14 protein-coding genes and 2 pseudogenes are annotated in these 20,953 nt (G+C 71.8%); 7 read left to right on the top strand and 9 right to left on the bottom strand.

The features are described from left to right. Positions 1-221 precede the first annotated feature (221 nt). Positions 222-1,241, top strand: a pseudogene (locus ABD358_RS28530) (IS630 family transposase). A gap of 890 nt (positions 1,242-2,131) precedes the next feature. Here the strand turns inward: ABD358_RS28530 and ABD358_RS27395 are convergent. The 5 genes from ABD358_RS27395 to ABD358_RS27375 form a co-directional block, all read right to left on the bottom strand. Further along, the gene (locus tag ABD358_RS27395; RefSeq protein WP_344633853.1) at positions 2,132-2,446 is read right to left on the bottom strand and encodes an SCO5918 family protein; all 315 of its coding nucleotides are present in this window, start codon (positions 2,444-2,446) and stop codon (positions 2,132-2,134) included. Between the two features lie 41 nt (positions 2,447-2,487). Beyond that, the gene (locus ABD358_RS27390; protein WP_344633852.1) at positions 2,488-2,760 is read right to left on the bottom strand and encodes a CBS domain-containing protein; all 273 of its coding nucleotides are present in this window, start codon (positions 2,758-2,760) and stop codon (positions 2,488-2,490) included. A 110-nt stretch (positions 2,761-2,870) separates the two neighbouring features. Beyond that, the gene (locus ABD358_RS27385; RefSeq protein ID WP_344633851.1) at positions 2,871-4,346 is read right to left on the bottom strand and encodes a DEAD/DEAH box helicase; all 1,476 of its coding nucleotides are present in this window, start codon (positions 4,344-4,346) and stop codon (positions 2,871-2,873) included. Positions 4,347-4,575: 229 nt separating this feature from the next. Next, positions 4,576-4,779, bottom strand: a complete 204-nt coding sequence (locus ABD358_RS27380; RefSeq protein WP_205037810.1) for a cold-shock protein — start codon at positions 4,777-4,779, stop codon at positions 4,576-4,578. A gap of 362 nt (positions 4,780-5,141) precedes the next feature. Then, entirely contained in the window at positions 5,142-5,423 is a 282-nt protein-coding gene (locus ABD358_RS27375) for a helix-turn-helix domain-containing protein (protein ID WP_344633858.1), read from the bottom strand. A gap of 807 nt (positions 5,424-6,230) precedes the next feature. Between ABD358_RS27375 and ABD358_RS27370 the strand changes: the two genes are divergently transcribed. Continuing rightward, on the top strand, positions 6,231-6,503 hold the full coding sequence (locus ABD358_RS27370; RefSeq protein WP_344633850.1) for a hypothetical protein: 273 nt from the start codon (positions 6,231-6,233) through the stop codon (positions 6,501-6,503). Between the two features lie 232 nt (positions 6,504-6,735). Here ABD358_RS27370 and ABD358_RS27365 read toward each other — a convergent pair whose 3' ends face one another. Beyond that, positions 6,736-8,220 (bottom strand): hypothetical protein, encoded by a 1,485-nt coding sequence (locus ABD358_RS27365; protein ID WP_344633849.1) that lies wholly within the window; start codon positions 8,218-8,220, stop codon positions 6,736-6,738. 466 nt (positions 8,221-8,686) lie between these two features. Here ABD358_RS27365 and ABD358_RS27360 point away from each other — a divergent pair, with 466 nt between their 5' ends. From ABD358_RS27360 to ABD358_RS27340, 5 genes are all read left to right on the top strand, one after another. Beyond that, a complete protein-coding gene (locus ABD358_RS27360; protein WP_344633848.1) occupies positions 8,687-9,844 on the top strand; it encodes an AI-2E family transporter in 1,158 nt (385 codons plus the stop codon). 368 nt (positions 9,845-10,212) lie between these two features. After that, the gene (locus ABD358_RS27355; RefSeq protein ID WP_344633847.1) at positions 10,213-10,638 is read left to right on the top strand and encodes a helix-turn-helix domain-containing protein; all 426 of its coding nucleotides are present in this window, start codon (positions 10,213-10,215) and stop codon (positions 10,636-10,638) included. A 5-nt stretch (positions 10,639-10,643) separates the two neighbouring features. Continuing rightward, positions 10,644-11,060 carry a VOC family protein gene (locus ABD358_RS27350; RefSeq protein WP_344633846.1) on the top strand — a complete coding sequence of 139 codons (417 nt, stop codon included), beginning with the start codon at positions 10,644-10,646 and terminating at the stop codon, positions 11,058-11,060. A gap of 295 nt (positions 11,061-11,355) precedes the next feature. Further along, entirely contained in the window at positions 11,356-13,785 is a 2,430-nt protein-coding gene (locus tag ABD358_RS27345; RefSeq protein ID WP_344633845.1) for an ATP-binding cassette domain-containing protein, read from the top strand. Between the two features lie 244 nt (positions 13,786-14,029). Then, positions 14,030-15,130 carry a PP2C family protein-serine/threonine phosphatase gene (locus ABD358_RS27340; protein WP_344633844.1) on the top strand — a complete coding sequence of 367 codons (1,101 nt, stop codon included), beginning with the start codon at positions 14,030-14,032 and terminating at the stop codon, positions 15,128-15,130. Between the two features lie 295 nt (positions 15,131-15,425). Here ABD358_RS27340 and nrfD read toward each other — a convergent pair whose 3' ends face one another. The 3 genes and pseudogenes from nrfD to fdh all read right to left on the bottom strand — a co-directional run. Next, positions 15,426-16,523, bottom strand: a complete 1,098-nt coding sequence (gene nrfD / locus ABD358_RS27335) for an NrfD/PsrC family molybdoenzyme membrane anchor subunit (RefSeq protein ID WP_344633843.1) — start codon at positions 16,521-16,523, stop codon at positions 15,426-15,428. Then, positions 16,520-17,539: a 4Fe-4S dicluster domain-containing protein gene (locus ABD358_RS27330; protein WP_344633842.1), complete on the bottom strand. Its 1,020-nt coding sequence runs from the start codon at positions 17,537-17,539 to the stop codon at positions 16,520-16,522. The genes nrfD and ABD358_RS27330 overlap by 4 nt, the downstream gene beginning before the upstream one ends. Positions 17,540-17,622: 83 nt before the next feature. Next, positions 17,623-20,862 (bottom strand): annotated as a pseudogene (gene fdh / locus ABD358_RS27325) (formate dehydrogenase); the annotation flags it as partial. Positions 20,863-20,953: the final 91 nt, after the last annotated feature.

Here is a 20,953-nt window from a genome sequence, read left to right as displayed (position 1 = left end):
CCTCCCGTGCTGTCGACAACGGTGGTGAGACTCTCCGGGCCGGAAAAACTCATCGCTGCGTCCGTGACCGGTCGGAAACTGGGCCACCTGCTGTCACAGACGGCTAGCGATCCCGAGCAGTGACGTCATTCCCCCGCGAACATTCAGGCTACTGAACTTGATTGGGTGATGTCGGGCCATCGGCCTGACAGTTGAGTGTCGGGTCCGATAGATCTGGCGGGGTGAGATACGCGCAGGGCGGCGGGCTGACCGACGCCGGGAGGGCCGCGCGGGAGCGGGTCCGGCTTCAGGCCGTGGAACGCTTCGAGCGCGGGGAGAAGAACAAGGAGATCGCCACCGCGTTACGGGTGTCGGAGCGGTCGGTGGAGCGCTGGCGCAAGTCCTGGCGCGAGCGGGGCGAGGCCGGCCCAGATGGAGCGGCTGGAGCGGGAGCTGGAGCGTGGTCCGCTCGCGCACGGGTGGCCGGACCAGCGGTGGACCCTGGCCAGGATCAAGACGCTGATCGGCCGGCTGTTCCACGTCTCGTACACCATCGAGGGCACGTGGTTGCTGCTGAAGCGGCACGGCTGGTCCTGGCAGCAGCCCGCCCGGCGGTCGGTCGAGCGGGACGACGACGCGGTCGAACTGTGGAAGAAGGAGGTCTGGCCGCAGGTAAAAGACAGGCGGCGGCCCGGGGCGCGTGGATCGCCTTCGAGGACGAGGCCGGGCAGTCGATGACACCGCCCCGGGCCCGGACCTGGGGCCGGATCGGCCGCACGCCGGTGGTCAGGGTCCGCAGCCGGGGAAGTGGCCGCCTGTCCATGATGGGCATGTGCTGCTTCAAGCCCGGCACCAGGTCGCGGCTGATCTACGGGCTGCGGGAGTACCGAGGCCGCAAGGACGAGCCGAAGGGCTTCGGCTGGAAGGACTTCTGCCGCCTGCTCGTGCGGGCCCGCATCCAGCTCGGCGGCCCGATCGTGCTGGTCTGGGACAACGTCCGACTGCACCTCACCCGCGGCATGCGGGAGTTCATCGAGAAGAACACGGACTGGCTGACCGTCTTCCAGCTGCCCACCTACGCACCCGATCTCAACCCGCAGGAGGGCATCTGGTCGTTGGTCAAACGAGAGATCGGCAACCTCGCGGCCGCCGACCTCTCCCAGGTCACCCGAGCCGTCAAGCGCAGGCTCAAGCAGATCCAGTACCGGCCCGACGTGGTCGACGGCTGCCTCGCCGGCACCGGCCTGGCTCTCAACGACTGACCAACATCACGAATTCAAGTTCAGTACCGCCGACCGCCGACCGCCGACCGGCGCCCGAACCGACGGACAAACGCTGCCCCTCAAAGCGAACGAAGCCACGCAGCAGCTGAAATGATCTTTACCCGATGATCCTGGGAGCACGACGGCCCCACCTCTCCACCGTGCTGTTGCCCCCGTGTGTCATCGCTCTCCGGCCGCCACGCGGCAGCCAGCGTTGCACGGGTGCGGCACCCCGGTCCCGGCCGACTCCGGGCCCAGCACAGCACCGCCCGGTCCCTCCATCCGCGCCCTCCCGCCCTCCCCCGTCCCGTCCCCCCTCGGGGCCGGGTCAGGAACAGCGGATAGAGAAGTCGGCATCCGGATGGAGTCGATGACAGGAACCATCCCCGCGGGTGCAGGGAGCAGTACCTCATCACGCCGCTGCCAGTCGCCACCTCGGGACCATCCCCGCGGGTGCGGGGAGCAGTGCACCAGCGCCGTCGCCGGTGCGAGTTGGGGGGACCATTATTCATTCCGGGGCCTTGCGGTACCCCGGCCGATTATTCCTCGGGCCGGGCGGTCCTGATGGCGTCTGCCCCGAGCCGTCGTCGGCGGCGACACTGCGGCATCGTGCCCTCACCGCTCGGTGGGCAGCCGCCCCGTGCCGCCCCGCACGTTCGGGGGCGGGTCCAGGCCAGGCCGCTGAAGGGAAACGGGGTCGCCGGCGGTGTTCCCGTCACGGGCCGTCCCACGAAAAGGGGGCGCCCCCGGACTGGGCCGCTGCGACCGGTGACGCCGTTCGTGCCCCTGTGCTTCTCCGGGAACTTTCGAAGCGGACGACGTGGCAGAGAGGGCCCTGCCGACAGGGGCAGGGCCCTCTCTGCCGTCCTGATGGCGGTTTCCGCCCGGCCTCAGCCCTCCACGGAGCCGGTGCCGCCGAGCAGGGCCGACGCGGTCTGGAGCGCAGTGGGGACGCTCGGGGGCGCGGCCTCGGGGCCGGCGTGGCAGGTGAAGCCGAGACGGGCCATGGCCCGGGTGACTTCGTCGCTGGTGAAGTCACGGCGGTCCTGTCCGGTGATGACGTGGCCCACTTGCTTGACGGGGTAACGGCGGCCGCCGATGGTGACGGACTCACCCGTGATGAGCTCGGGCTTGACGCCCTTCATCGAGGCCAGCACCCCGCTCCTGCTCAGGTCGAACGGGTACCGGGCGATGATGCAGCGCATGATGCCTCACAGAGAGAAGGAGAACGGGCCGACGGGGCGGATCAGAGGGCGGGGGTGAGGAGGTCCGCGGCCCGGTCGTGCTCCTCGACGACGCCGGGCGAGGTGAGCGGTCCGTCGAGGACTTCCCGTAGACGGATCCGGTCCGTGTACGTGGAACTGTCGCGGAGAACGGCGAGCCGGGCCCGGGTGATCAGGCCCGTGCACCGGTCGTCCCCGTCGCACAGGGTCAGATACTCGACGCTGGCACCCGCCATGACGGCCAGGGCCACCTCGACGGTCATGTCGTCACAGACCCGCGGTCCGGACGCGTCCATGTCGTCGACCATGGTTGGGGGGGCGGGATCCGCTGCGCGATGCCGCATCTGCTCCGGTGTCAAGGTGCCTCCTGCGGGAAGGGGTGGGCCGGGTGTGCTTCACGGTGGCTCTAGGCAGCCGAGTCGATGACGCGCTGCCGCTGTGCCGTGCGGCGCGGCGCTTCGCCGACGGGCCGGCCCCGGCCGGTGCGGCCCCGGCGGCCTCCCGGTGAAGAGGAGGCGCGGCGGGGACGTTCCGCGGCCGGCGCGGCGATGACCACCGGGATGCCGGAAGGGGCCTGGGCGCCGGTGATGCGGCTCAGTTCCGCCTCACCCGGACGCACCTGGGTGATCCGCGGGGTGATTCCGGCCGAGGCCATCAGCCGGCTCATGCCGCGGCGCTGCTCGGGCAGGACGAGGGTGACGACGCTGCCGGACTCGCCGGCGCGGGCGGTACGGCCGCCGCGGTGCAGGTAGTCCTTGTGGTCGCCGGGCGGGTCCACGTTGACGACCAGGTCGAGGTGGTCGACGTGGATACCGCGCGCGGCGACGTTGGTCGCCACCAGTACCGTCACATGCCCGCTCTTGAACTGGGTCAGGGTCCGGGTCCGCTGCGGCTGGGACTTGCCGCCGTGCAGGGCCGCGGCACGGACGCCGCTGTTCAGCAGGTGCCGGGTGAGCCGGTCCACCGCGTGCTTGGTGTCCAAGAACATGATCACTCGGCCGTCTCGTGCCGCGATCTCGGTGGTCGTGCGGTGCTTGTCCGCCTCGTGCACGTGGAGTAGGTGGTGCTCCATGGTGGTGACCGCACCGGCCGACGGGTCGACGGAGTGGACCACCGGGTCGCTCAGATAGCGGCGGACCAGCAGGTCGACGTTGCGGTCCAGGGTGGCCGAGAAGAGCATCCGCTGCCCGTCGGAACGCACCTGATCGAGCAGGGCGGTCACCTGCGGCATGAAGCCCATGTCGGCCATCTGGTCGGCCTCGTCCAGGACCGTGGTGCCGACGTCGTCCAGTCGGCAGTCGCCCCGGTCGGTGAGGTCCCTGAGCCGCCCGGGCGTCGCGACGACCACCTCCGCCCCGGCGCGCAGCGCACCGGCCTGCCGGCCGATGGACATCCCGCCGACGACGGCGGCCAGCCGCAGGCCCACCGAACGGGCGTACGGAGTGAGCGCGTCGGTGACCTGCTGGGCGAGCTCACGGGTGGGGACGAGGATGAGGGCAAGGGGCCGGCGTGGCTCGGCGCGCCGCCCCGCGGTACGGGCCAGAACGGCGAGACCGAAGGCGAGGGTCTTGCCCGACCCGGTGCGGCCCCGGCCCAGTACGTCACGACCCGCCAGGGAGTTCGGCAGGGTCGCCGCCTGGATCGGGAACGGTGCGGTCACGCCTTCGTGGCCGAGGGCGGCCAGCAACCGCGTCGGCAGGGCGAGGTCGGCGAACGACTCGACGGCGGGCAGCGCGGGCGTGATCGTCTTCGGCAGCGCGAACTCGCCCTGTACGGTCTGTCGATTTCCGTGCGTTTGGGGACGGCGCAGCCCCCCGGAGCGGTTGGCGCCGTCCCCTCCGCCGAAGCGGTGGTGTGCGCGGGTTGTGCGTGTGCGATTCATGCGGAGCCTTCCTTGATGCGGCGCGTAACAAGGAATTCCGCAGCAAATGAGCGGCGCAGAATCGCGAGAACGAGCCAAGAACGATGTGGGCCGAGCCGGCCCGGCGGGGAAGACGTCACCAATCGCTGATGCGGTGGGGCCTTCCCGCCCTGCGCCCTGAAACGCGGCGAGCCGGGGCCCGCACCCCAAGGTGCGGGCCCCAGCTGCGGAGTATGCGTCAGCGCCGATGTCAGGCGGGAACGATGTTCTCCGCCTGCGGGCCCTTCTGGCCCTGGGTGACGTCGAAGGTCACCTTCTGGCCCTCCAGAAGCTCGCGGAAGCCCTGGGTGGCGATGTTCGAGTAGTGGGCGAAGACGTCGGCGCCGCCGCCGTCCTGCTCGATGAAACCGAAGCCCTTTTCGGCGTTGAACCACTTCACGGTACCGGTAGCCATGTTCGTCTCCTTAAACGGGGCAGTGTCCGAGACCGCGCTGCGCGGCCCCCGAGTCGCCGCGATGATTGCCCCGTCCGGAAAAACATCCGGAAACAAGAAAGTGCGCCCACGGCACAGGAGGCCGGTGGGGGCACTTGTAAGTCTTTGGGAACCACAACTGCAACTGAGATCGACAGTAACACGGGAAACGCGGCGGCGGGCCGAGGATTTTTCGGCCTCCTCCACGGCGCTGCGGAGATCTCATGAAGCGACGGGGTTTTTCTCCGCCCGCGAGAGCAGATATTCGCTTCCGCGGGCCGGAGCGTTCCTGCGCGGGCAGGACGGCCCCCCGTGCCCGGGCGGGTCCCGCCCGGGCGTTTCGGTCAGGAGCCGGCGGGCCGGCTGGGGCCGGCCCCCGACCGGCGCAGCTCCTCGTTGATCCGCAGGGCCTCCTCAAGCTGGTCCTCGAGAATCACGATGCGGCAGGCGGCCTCGATCGAGTTGCCGGCGTCGACGAGTTCGCGGGCCCGTGCGGCGATGCGCAGCTGGTAGCGGGAGTAGCGGCGGTGCCCGCCCGCGGACCGTAGAGGGGTGATGAGCCCGGCCTCGCCGATGGCGCGCAGGAAAGCGGGGGTGGCGCCGATCATCTCCGCGGCGCGGCCCATGGTGTAGGCGGGGAAGTCGTCGTCGTCGAGTCTGTCGGTGGCGTTCGGCCGGTTCTTCTGGGGCACCTGCACCTCTTGTCTTGTCGGACGCGTCGCAGGGGCCCTGGTGCCGTACGGCACCAGGGCCCCGAGAGTTTCAACACCATCTGCCGGCGTCGTGGGCCGGCTTCCTGTTGTCCGCCCGGCCACCGGAAGGGCGGGGGAACGGGGATCGCGGATGTGGGACCGGGGACCACCTGCCAATTTCCGGGGTCCGCGGTATCCGAACGGTCCAGACGGCCGCCCGGGCGATCCTGATGGCGCCTGCTCCTCTCTGCCGGTTTCTGCTGGTTTCTGCTGGTTTCTGCTGGTTTTTTCTGTCGGGTACTCCTCGCGGCGGTTCGTGTCTGCTCCGCCGCGCACTTTCGGACTCCGTCGGCTATGACAGAAATCATAGCCCCGCCGCCCCCGAATGTCTACCGCGACAACAGTAGATTTTCGTGCTTTGAGAGAGCAGGATCGCACCGGGCACCCCGAGGAGCCTTCACCCGCGGTGACTGCGAGACCGCCCGCAGGGCAAGGACCGAGCATCGACGGTATGACGCACACCACCCTCATGGGCTCACCCCGGACGGACGCCGGCACCCACACACGCGGGCCGGAAGCCCGTGGACCGCCCCGCAGACCACGCTGACCCAGCACGCCGCCACCGGCATGCGATCACTGACCGCCTTCCACCACCGCACCATCGAAGCCCCCGCCCGCGCCCTGCCCGGCACCGCGGCCCGACTCCACCAGAACGACCCCGCACGGTGGCCGTAGTGCGGGGTGCGGGCCGCCTGGCTCTGCGGCGAACACCAACCCGCCCACCGGCGGGCCGTGCTGCGGCGGTTCGCCGGCGGCACCGACGACCACGGCCGGGAGACCGAACTGTCGGTCCTGGCCAGGGAAGAGCACATGGGAGAACAGCTGCCGCAGGACATGAGGAACACCGTCCGTGCCGTGCGCACCCTCCTGGACCCGGACCCGCAGGACGCCTGCCACAAACTCCTGGAGGCGGCTCAGGCACGACTCGACACGGCTCGCCGCCGCTTCCCCTGACCCGGTCGGTGCCGGGTGCTCGTTCAGGGCGAGGTCGCGGGTGCGGCGGCAGCAGCGCCTGGATCCCCCGGCCGGCGCGGTCCACCCGAGCAGGTGGCGCAGCGGCCCGCGCCGGGGCGGCTGCGGTTTCGGCGGCCGCTTGGGCTTCGGCTCTCCGGCGCTCGCGCTCCTTGCCGCGGGCGCCTGGCACGGTGCGAAACCGCTTGCACAGGTGAGGGCACCGCGCCGGGCATCAGTTGGCCGAGGCGCTCCAGCCGTCCCGGGCTGTGACGAGCAGGGCTCCGCGGTGCAGGTCGAGGCTGCGGGCAGCGGTGGGCCTTCCTGTCCGGGTGAGGGGGCCGGGGCCATGGAAGGCGTCGGTGTGAAGGCGGAAGACGTCGGGCTCGGTGCAGCTGACGGTACGCAGCCGCCAGCGCGCCGAGGGGGGCTCGTCGGGGCGGGGCGGCAGGGCGAGGTGGAGTTGCGCGGCGGCCGGGTGGTGTGTCCGGTAGCCGGTGTGCGTTGCCGTCCAGGCGGCCATGACGAGGGCTGCCTGCTCGGGCGCGCCGGGCACGGGCGGGCTGTCGGTGCGGGAGGGGGGCGTTCGCCCGGGGCTCTCGGGCGCCTCGATGATGTCCGGGCGGCCCGCGTGTTCCCTGAGGACGGTGGCGAACCAGCGGGTGAGTTCCGGGCCGCCCCGGGCGGCCCAGGTCTGGATCACGTCACGGAAGGCCGCCTCACGGCGGCGGGCCCCGCGCCGTGCTCCCGCGGCCAGGATCGCTCCGCCCGCTCCTGAGAAGGCCCGGCACAGGTCGAGCACCGGAACACGATCGGCGCGGGCGGCGTACCGCACCGAGCGGAGCTCCCACATGGCGTAGCGCAGGAGGACGGCGGCGGCCCGCGCGTCGGCGCCCAGGTCGCCGCCGGGCGGCCGGCGGTCCGACCGGTCGGTGCGAGGCGGGGTGACCGCGTCGGCGCGCCGGCCGGCGGCCGACAGGTGCCACGAGCTGTCGTCGGGATGGCATGCGCCGCGTGCGGCGCGGAGTCGGCCGCCCGTTCCCAGGGATATCCCGATCCCGTCCGCTCCGGGGTCCAGGTCGGCTCCCCGCGTGTCGGAGTGGTCGAAGACGGTGTCGGTGACCCCCTCCAGCGTCACGTTCAGCAGGGCGGGTTGCGCGGGCGTGTCCTCTCCGGCGGCGTACCTGCGGGGAACGGCCAGCTGGAGAAAGGCGGTCAGGCGAGTACCGGCGCGCTCTGCTCGAAGGTGGCGGACGGCCGCCGTCGCCAGGTCGTAGTCGAGGGCCAGCTCGTCCACGGTCTGCCGCGTGAGCCGGTACACCGGCGGCATGACGTGTCCGAGGTAGTCACGGCCCGGCCTGTACGGTTCGGCCGGCGGCAGGAGCGGCTCCAGCTCGTATCCCGCGATCGCGGCCTGCTCGATCATCCACCTGCGCCGCCGCTCGCCGAGACCGGCCATCCACTCCAGCGCGGTCAGCGCCCGGCGCTCGCGCTTGCCCGCGCTGGCCGTGCTCGCGGCCCAGAACAGCGGGAAGAGGTTGTTGTCCCACACGTCCGATGCCGCACGGATCGCTTCCCGGTCGTAGCGGCGGGCGTCCGCCGCGGCCTCCGCGATCTGCTCGACCGAGCGGTCCAGGAGCGCGGCCAGCGCCGCCATGGCCGATCCGCGGTTCACGCCTGCGGGCAGGATGCCGGGCGGCGGGGAATGCTGGTCGGTCATTCGGCGATGGTCGCACACCGCGAGGCGAACCGCCCCGCGTCCCGTCGGGCCCGGTGGTCCGGTTCCGGACGGACCGCGGCGGCCTCCTGGTGCTCCGGTACGGCTCCGTCATTTCATGTCACGTCGGGTCCGCGTCGCAGCCGTCGGGAAGTGCCCTGCACGATCGCACGGAGGACGAGGAGGACCGTGTGGGCGTCACGGTCCGGGCTCCGGTGGTCATGCTTCCCCCGCCGGGTTCCGGCGAGCGCCACGGCGTCGGCGGATCTCCCCCGCCGGCCGAGCCGTACGGCTCCTCGGACAGTGCGGCCGCGCGGACGGACGGGCACCGGCCGGGCAAGCGTCTGACGGCCTGTTCGGGGTGTGGTCGCTCGCCCGCTCCCGCCCGGCTCGTGACGTGGTGACGTGTGATCACATCATGAACAGCCTTCCGATGATCTTTGGCGGCGAGTTCTCATAGGGTGACCCCATGTCTGCCACGTTGAGTTCCACGAGAACCCGCGCCGCGCTCCGCGCATCGGCACGTACCTCCGCCGAGTTGCTGTTGGTGTTCGTGATGGTGGGGGTGACTCTGTGGGTCCTGGGCCGGATGTGGTCGGTCGTCTGGCCGCTCGTAGTCGCCCTGTTCCTCACGACGCTGACCTGGCCTCCGGCCCGTTTTCTACGTCGGCACGGGTGGGGGCCCACCCTGGCCGCGTCAGCCGTGACCGTGCTGTTCCTGCTGGCCGCCGCGGGCACCGTGGCGCTGATCGCGGTGCCGGTGGCGTCCCAGTCCGGTGAGCTGACCGCCGGTGTGGTAGAAGGCATTCAGAGGTTGCGCGAGTGGGCCGCCGGGCCGCCGCTGAACATCGACGACGAGCAGATCGCGGGTGCCTTCGACACCGCGGTCGCCCGCATCCAGGACAGCATGGGCAGCATGGTCACCGCTGTCTTCACCGGGGTGAGTACCGTGGTCAACGGCGTGGTCACCGCCGTCCTGGCTCTCTTCCTGATGTTCTTCTTCCTCAAGGACGGCCCGCGGTTCCTGCCGTGGCTCGCCCGTCAGCTGCCCGGTCGGCTCGCCGCCGACGTCCCGGCCGTGGCGGCGCGCGGCTGGGAGACCCTGGGTGCTTTCGTGCGTTCCCAGGCGCTCATCGGTCTGCTCGACGCCGTCCTCATCGGCCTCGGCCTGTGGGTTCTGGGGGTGCCGCTGGTGCTTCCCCTGGCGGTGCTGACCTTCGTGTCCGCGTTCGTGCCGATCGTGGGTGCGCTGTTCGCCGGTCTGGTCGCGGTGCTCATCGCGCTGGTGTCGAACGGTCTGACGGACGCGCTGATCGTGCTGGTGATCATCGTCGTGGTGCAGCAGGTCGAGGGCAATGTGCTGCAGCCCATGATCCAGAGCCGCGGGCTTGGACTGCACGCGGCGGTGGTCCTGCTGGCGGTGACGCTGGGCGGCAGCCTGGCCGGCATCGTGGGCAGCCTGCTCGCCGTACCGGCTGCCGCGCTGATCGCGGTGACCTGGAACTACGTGCGTGAACAGCTCTCCGACCCGCGCCGGAATCCCGAAACCGGCGAGTCCCGCACCGGTGCCGACACTCTGCCGCGGCAGGCCGCCCCGACCGTGGCCCGGCCGGGCGAGACGCCGTAGCCACCGCTCCGTCCCTTCGTGTTCCCCGGGGTGCCGCGCCGTCGTGTTCCTCGCGGTACCGCAAGGGGCCGCCGCTCCCCCGGCCCGGTGCGGGGGGCGGCCAGCCGACTTGTCCACGGCGAACTCGCAGAGGGGCGCGTGCGCCCACTCCGGTTCCGGGGTGCCGGTCGGCGGGGAAGCCGGTGCCGGGGCCGGTGTCCTCCGCCGCCGGGACGGGGAAGATCGCCTCGGCACCGTCCGGGGTCCTCTTCGGCGTCCCCGGGCGGGTGGGACCGCCCCGGTGCGCCCAGGCTCCCCGGGAAGCGTTCAGGGGCTGGAGAGGGTCCGAATCGCGGCGGCGGTGCCCGGTGCTGTGGGATGGTGGCCACGTGACGTTGGAGGATCTTGTCCGGCTGCGCCGGGCCCGTGACCTGATGGACCGCGATTACGCGAAGCCGCTCGACGTTCCGGCGCTGGCGCGCTTCGCCCTCATGTCGCCCGGCCATTTCTCCCGCAGCTTCCGCGCCGCCTTCGGGGAGACGCCGTACAGCTACTTGATGACACGCCGGATCGAGCGGGCCAAGGCGCTGCTGCGAAAAGGCGATCTGACGGTGACGGAGGTCTGCTTCGCGGTCGGCTGTACATCTCTGGGGTCGTTCAGCTCTCGGTTCACCGAGCTGGTCGGCGAGAGCCCGAGTGCGTACCGGGCCCGCCGCCATGAGGAGGGTGCCGCCGTCCCGGCCTGCGTCGCCAAGATCCACACGCGACCGGTCAGGAACGGAGAAGCGAAACCGGTGTCCCCGCCCGTAGCGTGAAGCACATGGGCATCAAGCTTTCGCAGTGCTTCATCGCCGTCGACGACCACGACCAGGCACTCGCCTTCTACCGGGACGCTCTGGGGCTGGAGGTGCGCAACGACGTCGAGTTCGAGGGGATGCGCTGGGTGACCGTCGGCGCACCGTCACAGCCCGACGTGGACATCGTCCTCGAGCCTCCCGTCGCGGACCCGAACGCCTCCCCCGCCGACAAGCAGGCCATGGCCGAGCTGCTGGCGAAGGGCCTGTTGCGTGGCGTCATCTTCTCGACCGACGACTGCGACGCCACCTTCGAGCGTGTCCTCGCCGCCGGGGGCGGGGTCTTGCAGGAGCCGGTCGACCAGCCCTACGGCGTGCGCGACTGCGCCTTTCGTGATCCTTCCGGCAACATGCTGCGCTTCGTCCAGTCCCGTCGGCGGTGATGTCCGGTGCGGTGCGGTGGGCGTTGTCCTGTCGGCGCGTTTCGCGCCTCGGCGGGCCGCATCCGGCCCGGACGGCCCGGGCCGCTGCCGATCACGGGGACGGAGCCGGGCCCGGGTGTCCGGGGTCCTTCGCGCCTCGCGCGGTGTCACGTTGCCGCGGCCGGCCCTCGGGCGGGAGCCCCGAGGGGCGGCGCAGGACGGCACGGGCACCGCGTCCGCGTACCGTCCGCCAGGTCACCGGCCATGTACGGCTGTTGAACACATCGGAACCACTCTTTCGGTTTTTGGAGACACCATGAGCACGGGCATGAGCACGGACGCGCGGACATCCGCGCCGCACGCGGCCGACAGCCACGACCTGATCCGTGTGCACGGCGCACGCGAGAACAACCTCAAGGACGTCAGCGTCGAGATTCCCAAGCGCCGGCTGACGGTCTTCACGGGTGTCTCCGGTTCGGGCAAGAGCTCGCTGGTGTTCGACACGATCGCCGCGGAGTCCCAGCGGCTGATCAACGAGACCTACAGCGCCTTCGTCCAGGGTTTCATGCCGACGCAGACGCGTCCCGAAGTCGACGTACTCGAAGGGCTGACGACCGCCATCGTCGTCGACCAGCAGCGGTTGGGGGCCGATCCGCGGTCCACCGTCGGCACCGCCACCGATGCCAATGCCATGCTGCGCATCCTCTTCAGCCGGCTCGGGCAGCCGCACATCGGACCGCCCAGCGCGTTCGCCTTCAACGTTCCCTCGGTCCGGGCGAGCGGTGCGATCACCGTCGAGCGCGGCGCCCAGAAGGCGGTGAAGGCGACCTACAGCCGCACCGGTGGCATGTGCACGCGCTGCGAGGGCCGGGGCACGGTCTCCGACATCGACCCCACCCAGCTCTACGACGACTCCAAGTCGATCGCCGAGGGCGCGTTCACCATCCCCGGCTGGAAGTCGGACAGCTTCTGGACCGTGCGGCTCTACGCCGAGTCGGGCTTCCTCGACCCGGACAAGCCGATCCGCGAGTTCACCGAGGAGGAGATGCACGACTTCCTCCACCGGGAGCCGACCAAGGTGAAGGTCGAGGGCGTGAACCTCACCTACGAGGGACTGATCCCCAAGATCCGGAAGTCGTTCCTGTCCAAGGACAAGGAGGCGATGCAGCCGCACGTCCGGGCGTTCGTGGAGCGGGCCGTCACCTTCACCGCCTGTCCCGAGTGCGAGGGCACCCGGCTCAGCGAGGCGGCCCGGTCGTCGAAGATCGAGGGGATCTCCATAGCCGACGCCTGCGCGATGGAGATCCGCGACCTGGCCGCATGGGTCCGCGGCCTCGGGAAGTCCTCCCAGGGCTCTGCGGGCGGGGAGTTCTCCGGGGTGGCGCCGCTGCTCGCCGCACTGCGGCGGACCCTCGACTCGTTCGAGGAGATCGGTCTGGGCTACCTCTCGCTCGACCGGCCGGCGGGCACTCTCTCGGGCGGTGAGGCGCAGCGCGTCAAGATGGTCCGCCACCTCGGTTCCTCGCTCACCGACGTGACCTACGTCTTCGACGAGCCGACCGTCGGCCTGCACCCCCATGACATCCAGCGGATGAACGGTCTGCTGCTGCGGCTGCGGGACAAGGGCAACACGGTGCTGGTCGTGGAGCACAAGCCGCAGACGATCGAGATCGCCGACCACGTCGTCGACCTCGGTCCCGGTGCCGGCACGGCGGGGGGCGCCGTCTGCTTCGAGGGCACCGTCGAGGGGCTGCGGGCCAGCGGCACCGTCACCGGCCGCCACCTCGACGACCGGGCCGCGCTCAAGGAGACGGTGCGGAGGCCCACCGGAACGCTTCCGATCCGCGGCGCCACGGCGCACAACCTGCGGGGCGTCGACGTCGACATCCCGCTCGGGGTGCTCGTCGCCGTCACCGGTGTCGCCGGCTCCGGCAAGAGTTCCCTCGTCCACGGCTCCATTCCGGCCTCGGCCGGGGTGGTGTCGGTGGACCAGGCGCCCATCCGCGGCTCCAGGCGGAGCAACCCGGCGACCTACACCGGGCTGCTCGACCCGATCCGCAAGGCGTTCGCCAAGGCCAACGGTGTGAAGCCGGCGCTGTTCAGCTCCAACTCCGAGGGCGCCTGCCCCGCCTGCAACGGGGCCGGTGTCGTCTACACCGACCTGGGGATGATGGCCGGTACCGCCACCACTTGCGAGGACTGCGAGGGGAGGCGGTTCCAGGCATCGGTGCTGGAGTACCGGCTCGGTGGCAAGGACATCGGCGAGGTGCTGGCGATGTCGGTGGCCGAGGCCGGGGAGTTCTTCGGTGCCGGCGAGGCGCGCATCCCGGCCGCGCACCGCATCCTCGGCCGGCTCGCCGACGCCGGGCTCGGCTACCTGACTCTCGGCCAGCCGCTGACCACGCTCTCCGGCGGCGAGCGGCAGCGGCTGAAGCTGGCCGCGCACATGGCCGAGAAGGGCGGCGACCGGCTCGTCTACGTGCTCGACGAGCCGACCGCCGGCCTCCACCTCGCCGATGTGGAGCAGTTGCTCGGTCTCCTGGACCGGCTGGTCGACTCCGGCGGGTCGGTCATCGTCGTCGAGCACCACCAGGCGGTCATGGCGCACGCCGACTGGATCATCGACCTCGGTCCCGGCGCCGGCCACGACGGGGGCCGGATCGTCTTCGAGGGCACCCCCGCCGATCTCGTCGCCGCCCGCTCCACGCTCACCGGCGAGCATCTCGCGGCCTACGTGGGCGCCTGACCGAGGCCCTGGCGGGCTCTCCGGGCGGGAGGCGGCCCGGGACGGCGGGGGCCGGACGGGTCCGCGGGCGGAGCGGCGGGCGAGGCCGGGCTCACGGCCGCCGCCGCTCCGCCCTGCGGCGTCTCCCCGTGCCGGCACGGGGGGGACGCGCACGGCGGGTGCTCCGGTCGCCGCGGGACGGGATGCGGCGGAGACTGGAACCCGGCGCCCTCCACGACCGGACCAGGAGCAGGGGAAGCAGGGAATGACACGCGACCGCACGCACCCGGGCGGCCAGAGGTCCTGGCCCTCCTTCCTGCCCGCCGCGGTCGTCCTCGCCGCGGTCGTCATCGACGTCCTCATCCCGTTGGGGACCAATGTGTTCCCGCTGCTGGCGGCCGCACCCGTGCTGGCCGTTCCCGTCCACTCCCTGGCCGGCACGATCGCCACCGGTGCGGCGGCCCTGGCGGTCGGGGTGGTCCTGCGCCACGCGAGCGGCGGGGACCTGTTCTCGTCCGCCCACGCCGTGCCTTTCACGAGCATCACCGTCCTGACCGTCCTGGCCGCGCTCCTCAACCGGGTGATGGCCCGCGACCGGCAGCGGCTGAAGGACGCCCGCGAGGTCGCCGAGGCCGTCCAGCGTGCCGTGCTCCCCACGCCCCCGGAGCGGGTCGGGCCGCTGGACGTGGCCGTCCGGTACCGGGCCGCCGCCAGGGAGGCCGCGATCGGCGGGGACCTCTACGCCATCCTCTCCGCTCCCCACAGCGTCCGGCTGATGATCGCCGACGTGCGGGGCAAGGGGCTGAACGCGGTCCGGACCGTCAACGGGCTGCTGGGGACCTTCCACGAGGTCGCCGTCCATCTGCCCGGTCTGCCCGAGGTGGTCGGCCGTCTGGAGGAGCGCATGCAGCGGCTCAACGCCGAGGAGGAGGGGGGAGCGGAGTCCTTCGCCACCGCCGTCGTCGTCGACGTTCCCGCCGACGGCGGCGAGCTGAGCGTGGTCAATCTGGGGCATCCCGCGCCGCTCCTCCTCCACCGGGGGCGGGTCCGTCCGCTGGACCCGTCCGTTCCGTCCCTGCCTCTGGGGCTGGGCGACCTGGGGGGCGCGCAGGCGCCGGTCGACCGGTATCCCCTGCCGCCCGGCGCGGTCCTGCTGCTGTTCACCGACGGTGTGGTGGAGGCCCGCGACCGCCGGGGCGTCTTCTACGATCCCGTGCCGTTCCTGTCCCGTCCTCTCCCCGCGGAGCCCGGCGCGGTCCTGGACGTCCTCCTCGCCGACCTGGTCCGGCACACCGGAGGAGCGCTGGAGGACGATGCCGCGCTCCTGGCCGTCACCCGTCGGCGGGGCGCCTCCGAGGGTGGCTGAGCGTGGCCGGTCCCGGGCCCCGGCCCCCCGCGGCGACGCGTTGGACGGCGGTCGCGGGGCGGCGTCGTATGCCCGGGAATGCGGTCACGGCACCGGGGCGCGTGGCGGAGGAGCGACGGCGCATGAGGGAGTTCGGCGAGGCATGGCGAGCGGGGGCCGAGAACGTCGCGGCTGCCGCGACGGAGCCGGCCCGCGCGTCGGTGGACGAGACCGTGAGCAGTCGGGTGACGCGGGACGAGGAGGTTCGCCGTCGGCGGGCCGCCGGGCTTCCTCCGCCGGAGCGGAGGAAGCGGTGTCACCGGCCGTCGTGGCGGACCGGCTGTCCCTCCTCGAGGCGCTGCCGCTGGGGGACGGTGACGTACTTCGGGTCGCGGGCCGAGGCGACACCGGCCTCGAAGACGCCGAGGCGCTGCAGCAGGCCGCCCGCCATCAGGGCGAGACCGCAGGCCGCCGCGGCGGCGCGGCCGCGTGCCGCCAGCAGGACGGTGCCGGCCAGGCCGGCGGCGGTGAGGTACTCCGACGCCTTCCGGAGCCGGTGTGCCCGGCCCGTGCCGTACGCTTCGCCGGCCAGGCCCAGCCGTGCCTCCATTCGCCGGGAGGAGAGGAGTTCCAGAGCGGCTCCGCACACCGCGAACCGGCGTGCGGGCGCCGCCTGGTGGACCGGGGCGAGTGCCATCCCCAGGCCGCCCGCGGCCGCTGCCGCCGAACCGGTGAAGACGAAGGGCAGGTACGGGTGCGCCTCGTGCCATGCCGGCACCGCCGTCTGCGACAGCAGTACCGCGGTGTAGGAGGCGAGCGGGGGCGCCAGGGCCGCCGACGCCAGGGTCGCGGGGCGGCCGGCCGCGGCGGCCAGCCGGCCGGCGGGCGTGCGGCGCAGCCGCCGCGGCATCAGGTCGCCCGCGGCGGCGAGCGCGGCCGCCGAGCCGTAGGCGGACAGGATCCAGGTGCCCACGCTCATGGGTGACGTGGGCTTGGCCACCCGCAGCATGTGGTGGAACCGCTCGGGCCGCCCGAGGTCGGCGACGAGGAGGTAGGTGCTGGCTCCCACCGTCGCCAGGGCGCCGATCCGGCAGGCCCGGCGCAGGGCGGGCCGCGCGGTCAGGTCCGCGCCCGCGGCGAGCAGGGCCGAACCGGCGGACAGGCCGCCGGTGAAGAAGTACGCGGGGATCTTCCAGTCCCACACGGGCGTCTTGAGCACGGCGCGGCCGTAGTAGGAACGGAACCGCGCCTCGGGCACGGCCGGCTGCTCGCGGTGTCCGCCGTTCCCTCTTCGGCCGTCGTCGCGTTCGCCGGTGAACATCCGTGCCAGGCGGTCGCGCGCGCCGCTGTCGCTGAGCGGTTCGCGCGGCAGCGGTTCCTGCCGCCGGTCGCGGTCCCCGGGGGTTCCGGTCATCGCTCGCGTCCTCCCGTGAAGGCCGAGACGGCCGCGGCGGCCAGTGCCCCGGCCGCGATCGCGGCGTACTTCCACATCGCGCCCAGGTCGCGTGTGGGCACCACCGGGTCGGGCGGCAGGCCGTACACCTCCGGGTCGTCCAGCAGCAGGAAGAACGCTCCGGCGCCGCCGATTCCGTCGTCGGGGTCGTCGCCGTACAGGCGCGCCTCGGTGACGCCGTCCGCGCGCAGCCGCTCCACCCGGAGCCGGGCCCGCTCGCGGAGTTCGTCCAGCGGGCCGAACTGGATGGAGTCGGTGGGGCAGGCCTTCGCGCAGGCCGGTTCCATACCGTCGCGCAGGCGGTCGTAGCACAGTGTGCACTTCTGTGCGCGGCCGTCGCCGTGGCGGCGGTCGATGACCCCGAAGGGGCATCCCGAGACGCAGTAGCCGCATCCGTTGCAGATGTCCTGCTGGACGACGACGGTGCCGAACTCGGTGCGGAACAGCGCGCCCGTGGGGCAGACGTCCAGGCAGCCGGCGTGGGTGCAGTGCTTGCACACGTCCGACATCATCAGCCAGCGGAAGTCCGTCCGGGTCTCCGCGCCGGTGGCGTCGCCGGGCCGCTGGAGCGCGGGCATGCCGAGGTCCACCGGGCCGGTGCCCAGTTCGCCTCCGCCGCGTTCGGTGCCGCGTACCCCCGCTGCCGCCGCCTCCGCCTGCTCTCCGCTCCCCGAGGGGCCGGTGGGCAGTCCGGAGAGGCCCGCGTCCTGGCCTCCGAGCGGGAGGTCCTGCTCGACGAAGGCGACGTGCCGCCAGCTGTCGGCGCCGAGCATGCCGGTGTTGTCGAACGACATCCCCAGCACGTTGAGGCCGTCGTCGGGGACGAGGTTCCACTCCTTGCACGCCACCTCGCACGCCTTGCAGCCGATGCAGACCGAGGTGTCGGTGAAGAACCCCACGCGCGGGGGGTGTCCGGTGTGGCCGGCGTCGGCCGCCACGTCCTCCAGGGGCCCGAACAGGCTGTGGCGGGACGTCACGTGTCCTCCTGCGGTCGTCGCGGGTCGGCCGGCCCTTCCGCCGGTTCGGTGTGGGCGATCCCGCCGGGGCCGCCCGCGGTGGCCACGCGTGTGCCGGTCTCGACGGTGATCCCGGCGCGTCGCCGGAAGTCCTCGACGTAGTCGAGCAGTTCCCGGCCCCGGGGGCGGCGTCCGGGCCTGACGTCGCAGGTGGTGGCCTTGGTCTCCTGGATGAGCACGTTGGGTTCCAGTACGACGCCGAACAGGTCGTTCACCACGTCTCCGGTGACCAGTCCCGAACCGCCCCAGTGGTAGGGCAGCCACACCTGGTGGATCACCCGGTCTCCCAGCCGCAGCGGTTTCATCCGGTCGGTGACCACGACGCGGGCGTCGACCGCGGTCCGGCCGGTGACGACGTGCGCCCAGCCCAGGTGCTCCAGGCCACGGTCGCGTGCCAGTTCCGGGGAGACCTCGACGAACAGGTACGGCTGCAGTTCCGACAGGTACGGCACCCAGCGGCTCATGCCGCCGGCGGTGTGGTGCTCGGTGAGCCGGGCGGTGGTGAGGACGTAGGGGAAGACCTCGCCGTGGGTCTCGGGCGGTGCCGGGTTGGAGGGGTTGTCCGGGCGGCCGTAGACCTTCCGTGTCGGGTTGCCCTGCTGTTTGTGGAGCGGGTTGCGCACCGGCGACTCGTGGGGTTCGTAGTGGGTCGGCAGCGGGCCGTCCACCAGGCCGGAGGGGGCGAACAGCCAGCCCTTGCCGTCCGCCTGCATGATGAACGGGTCGTCGCCGTGGAGGGCCTCGGGTCCGACCGCGCCCGGCGGGGGGACGTAGGAGGGGGGTTTGCGCAGTTCGAAGTCCGGCACGTCGTGTCCGGTCCACTCCCCGCGCTCCTCGTCCCACCACACCAGGGCCTTGCGTTCGCTCCAGGGGCGGCCCTGGGGGTCGGCCGAGGCCCGGTTGTACAGGACGCGCCGGTTGAGCGGCCAGACCCAGCCCCACTCCAGGGCGTACAGGTTCTGCTCCTGCCGTGGTTTGCGGCGCGCCGCCTGGTTGACCCCGCCCGCGTACACGCCGCTGTAGATCCAGCAGCCGCACGAGGTCGTTCCGTCGGCCTTGAGGTCGAGGTAGCTGTCGACGACGCGGCCGGTGGTCAGGTCGTGGCCGTTGATGCGCCGCAGCACGTGGTCGGCGGACGGCTCGTCGCCGTCCAGGGTCTCGTAGTCCCAGGCGAGGTCCAGCAGGGGGCGGTCGCGCTCGTCGGTGGAGTCCGCCAGCCGCTCCTTGATCCGGCGTCCCAGGTGGTAGAAGAACCACAGGTCCGAGCGCTGGTCGCCGGCCGGTTCGACGGCTTTCTCGCGCCATTGCAGCATCCGCTGGGTCTGGGTGAAGGTGCCCTCCTTCTCGACGTGCGAGGCGGCGGGGAAGAAGAACACCTCGGTGCGGCACCGCTCGGGGACGATCTCGCCGGTCTCGACCTCGGGGGAGTCCTTCCAGAAGGTGGCGCTCTCGATCATCACCAGGTCGCGTACGACCATCCAGTCCAGGTTGGCCATGCCCAGGCGCTGCAGCTTTCCGTGCGCCGATCCGACGGCCGGGTTCTGGCCGAGCAGGAAGTAGCCGAACACCTTTCCGTCGATCATGTCCATCACGGTGCGGTAGGTGCCGTGGTCGCCGTCGATGCGCGGCAGGTGATCGAAGCAGAAGTCGTTCTCCGGTGTCGCCGCGTCGCCCCAGTACTCCTTGAGCAGGGAGACGATGTAGGCGTCGGCCTTGTGCCAGAACCCCTTCTGCCGGTCGGCGCGGATGTGCTCGATGTAGCTCGCGAGGTCCGGGGTGGTGGGGGCCGAGGGCATCGGCAGGTATCCCGGCAGCAGGTTGAAAAGGGTCGGGATGTCGGTCGACCCCTGGATGCTGGCGTGGCCGCGCAGGGCGAAGACGCCGCCGCCGGGGCGGCCGATGTTGCCCAGCAGCAGCTGGATGATGGAGGCGGCGCGGATGTACTGGGCTCCGGTGCTGTGCTGGGTCCAGCCCACGCTGTAGACCAGTGCCGTGGTGCGCTCGCGGCCGGAGTTGGCCGTCCACGCCTCGCACACGCGCAGGAAGTGCTCCTTCGGTGTGCCGCAGACCGCCTCCACCATTTCCGGGGTGTAGCGGGCGTAGTGCCGTTTGAGGATCTGGTAGACGCATCGCGGGTGCCGCAGTGTCGGGTCCGCGGCGATGTCCCCGGCCGCCCCGTTCAGTTCCGGCCCGCGGGCGCCGTGCTCGTAGGCCGACGCCTGCTCCTTGCGCTCGCCGGGCCGGGCGCTGTCGCGGGCGGCCGACCGGGTGCTCTCGTACTGCCAGGTCGCCGGGTCGTACGAGGCCGTCTCGGGGTCGTAGCCGCTGAACAGGCCGTCGAGGTCCTCGGTGTCCCGGTAGTCCTCGCTGACGAGGAAGGAGGCGTTGGTGTAGGCGAGCACGTACTCCCGGAAGTCCAGTTCACGGGAGAGGATGTAGTTGATCACGCCGCCGAGGAAGGCGATGTCGCTGCCGGCGCGCAGCGGCACGTGCCGGTCGGCCAGGGCGCTGGTGCGGGTGAACCGCGGGTCGATGTGGAGCACCTTCGCTCCGCGGGCCTTGGCCTCGGTGACCCACTGGAAGCCGACCGGATGGCACTCGGCCATGTTCGAGCCCATGATGACGATGCAGTCGGAGTTGACGAGGTCCTGCTGGAAGTCCGTCGCTCCGCCGCGGCCGAATGAGGTTCCCAGACCGGGAACGGTGGCGGAGTGTCAAATACGGGCCTGGTTCTCGAGCTGCACCGCGCCGAGAGCGGTGAAGAGTTTTTTGATCAGGTAGTTCTCCTCGTTGTCGAGGGTGGCCCCGCCCAGTCCGGCGATTCCCATGGTCCGGCGCAGGCGGTTGCCGTGGGCGTCGGTCTCCTGCCAGCCCTTGCGGCGGGCCCGGAGCACCCGGTCGGTGACCATGTCCATGGCCGTGTCGAGGTCCAGTTCGCGCCACTCGGTGGCGTACGGCGCCCGGTAGAGCACCTTCCGCTCGCGCTGCGGCCCGGTGACCAGCTGCTTGCTCGCCGAGCCCTTGGGGCAGAGCCGGCCGCGCGAGACGGGGCTGTCGGGGTTGCCCTCGATCTGGAGGACCCGCCCGTCCTTGACGTACACCTTCTGCGCGCAGCCGACGGCGCAGTACGGGCAGACCGAGTGCGCCGTGCGGTCGGCGGATGTCGTGCGGGCGCCCAGGGCCGCCGAACGGGGGGACTGCGCGGCCGTGCCCCGGCCCAGCGGGTCGTCACCGGTCAGTTGCCGGTAGACCGGCCACGACGTGATCCACGTCCGAATGCCCATGTGTCTCTCCCAGTCGCCTCGTCGTCCTCCTGGGGCTGCTCTGTGCTCTTCCCTGCCGATGTTTCCGGCAAACCCTCATGAAAATGAATAC

The sequence above is a fragment of the Streptomyces glaucosporus genome, from assembly GCF_039533345.1.
Classification (GTDB): Bacteria; Actinomycetota; Actinomycetes; order Streptomycetales; family Streptomycetaceae; genus Streptomyces; species Streptomyces glaucosporus.
The sequence above is the reverse complement of the archived record's forward strand: the minus strand, read 5'-3'. Positions and strand labels throughout refer to the sequence as shown.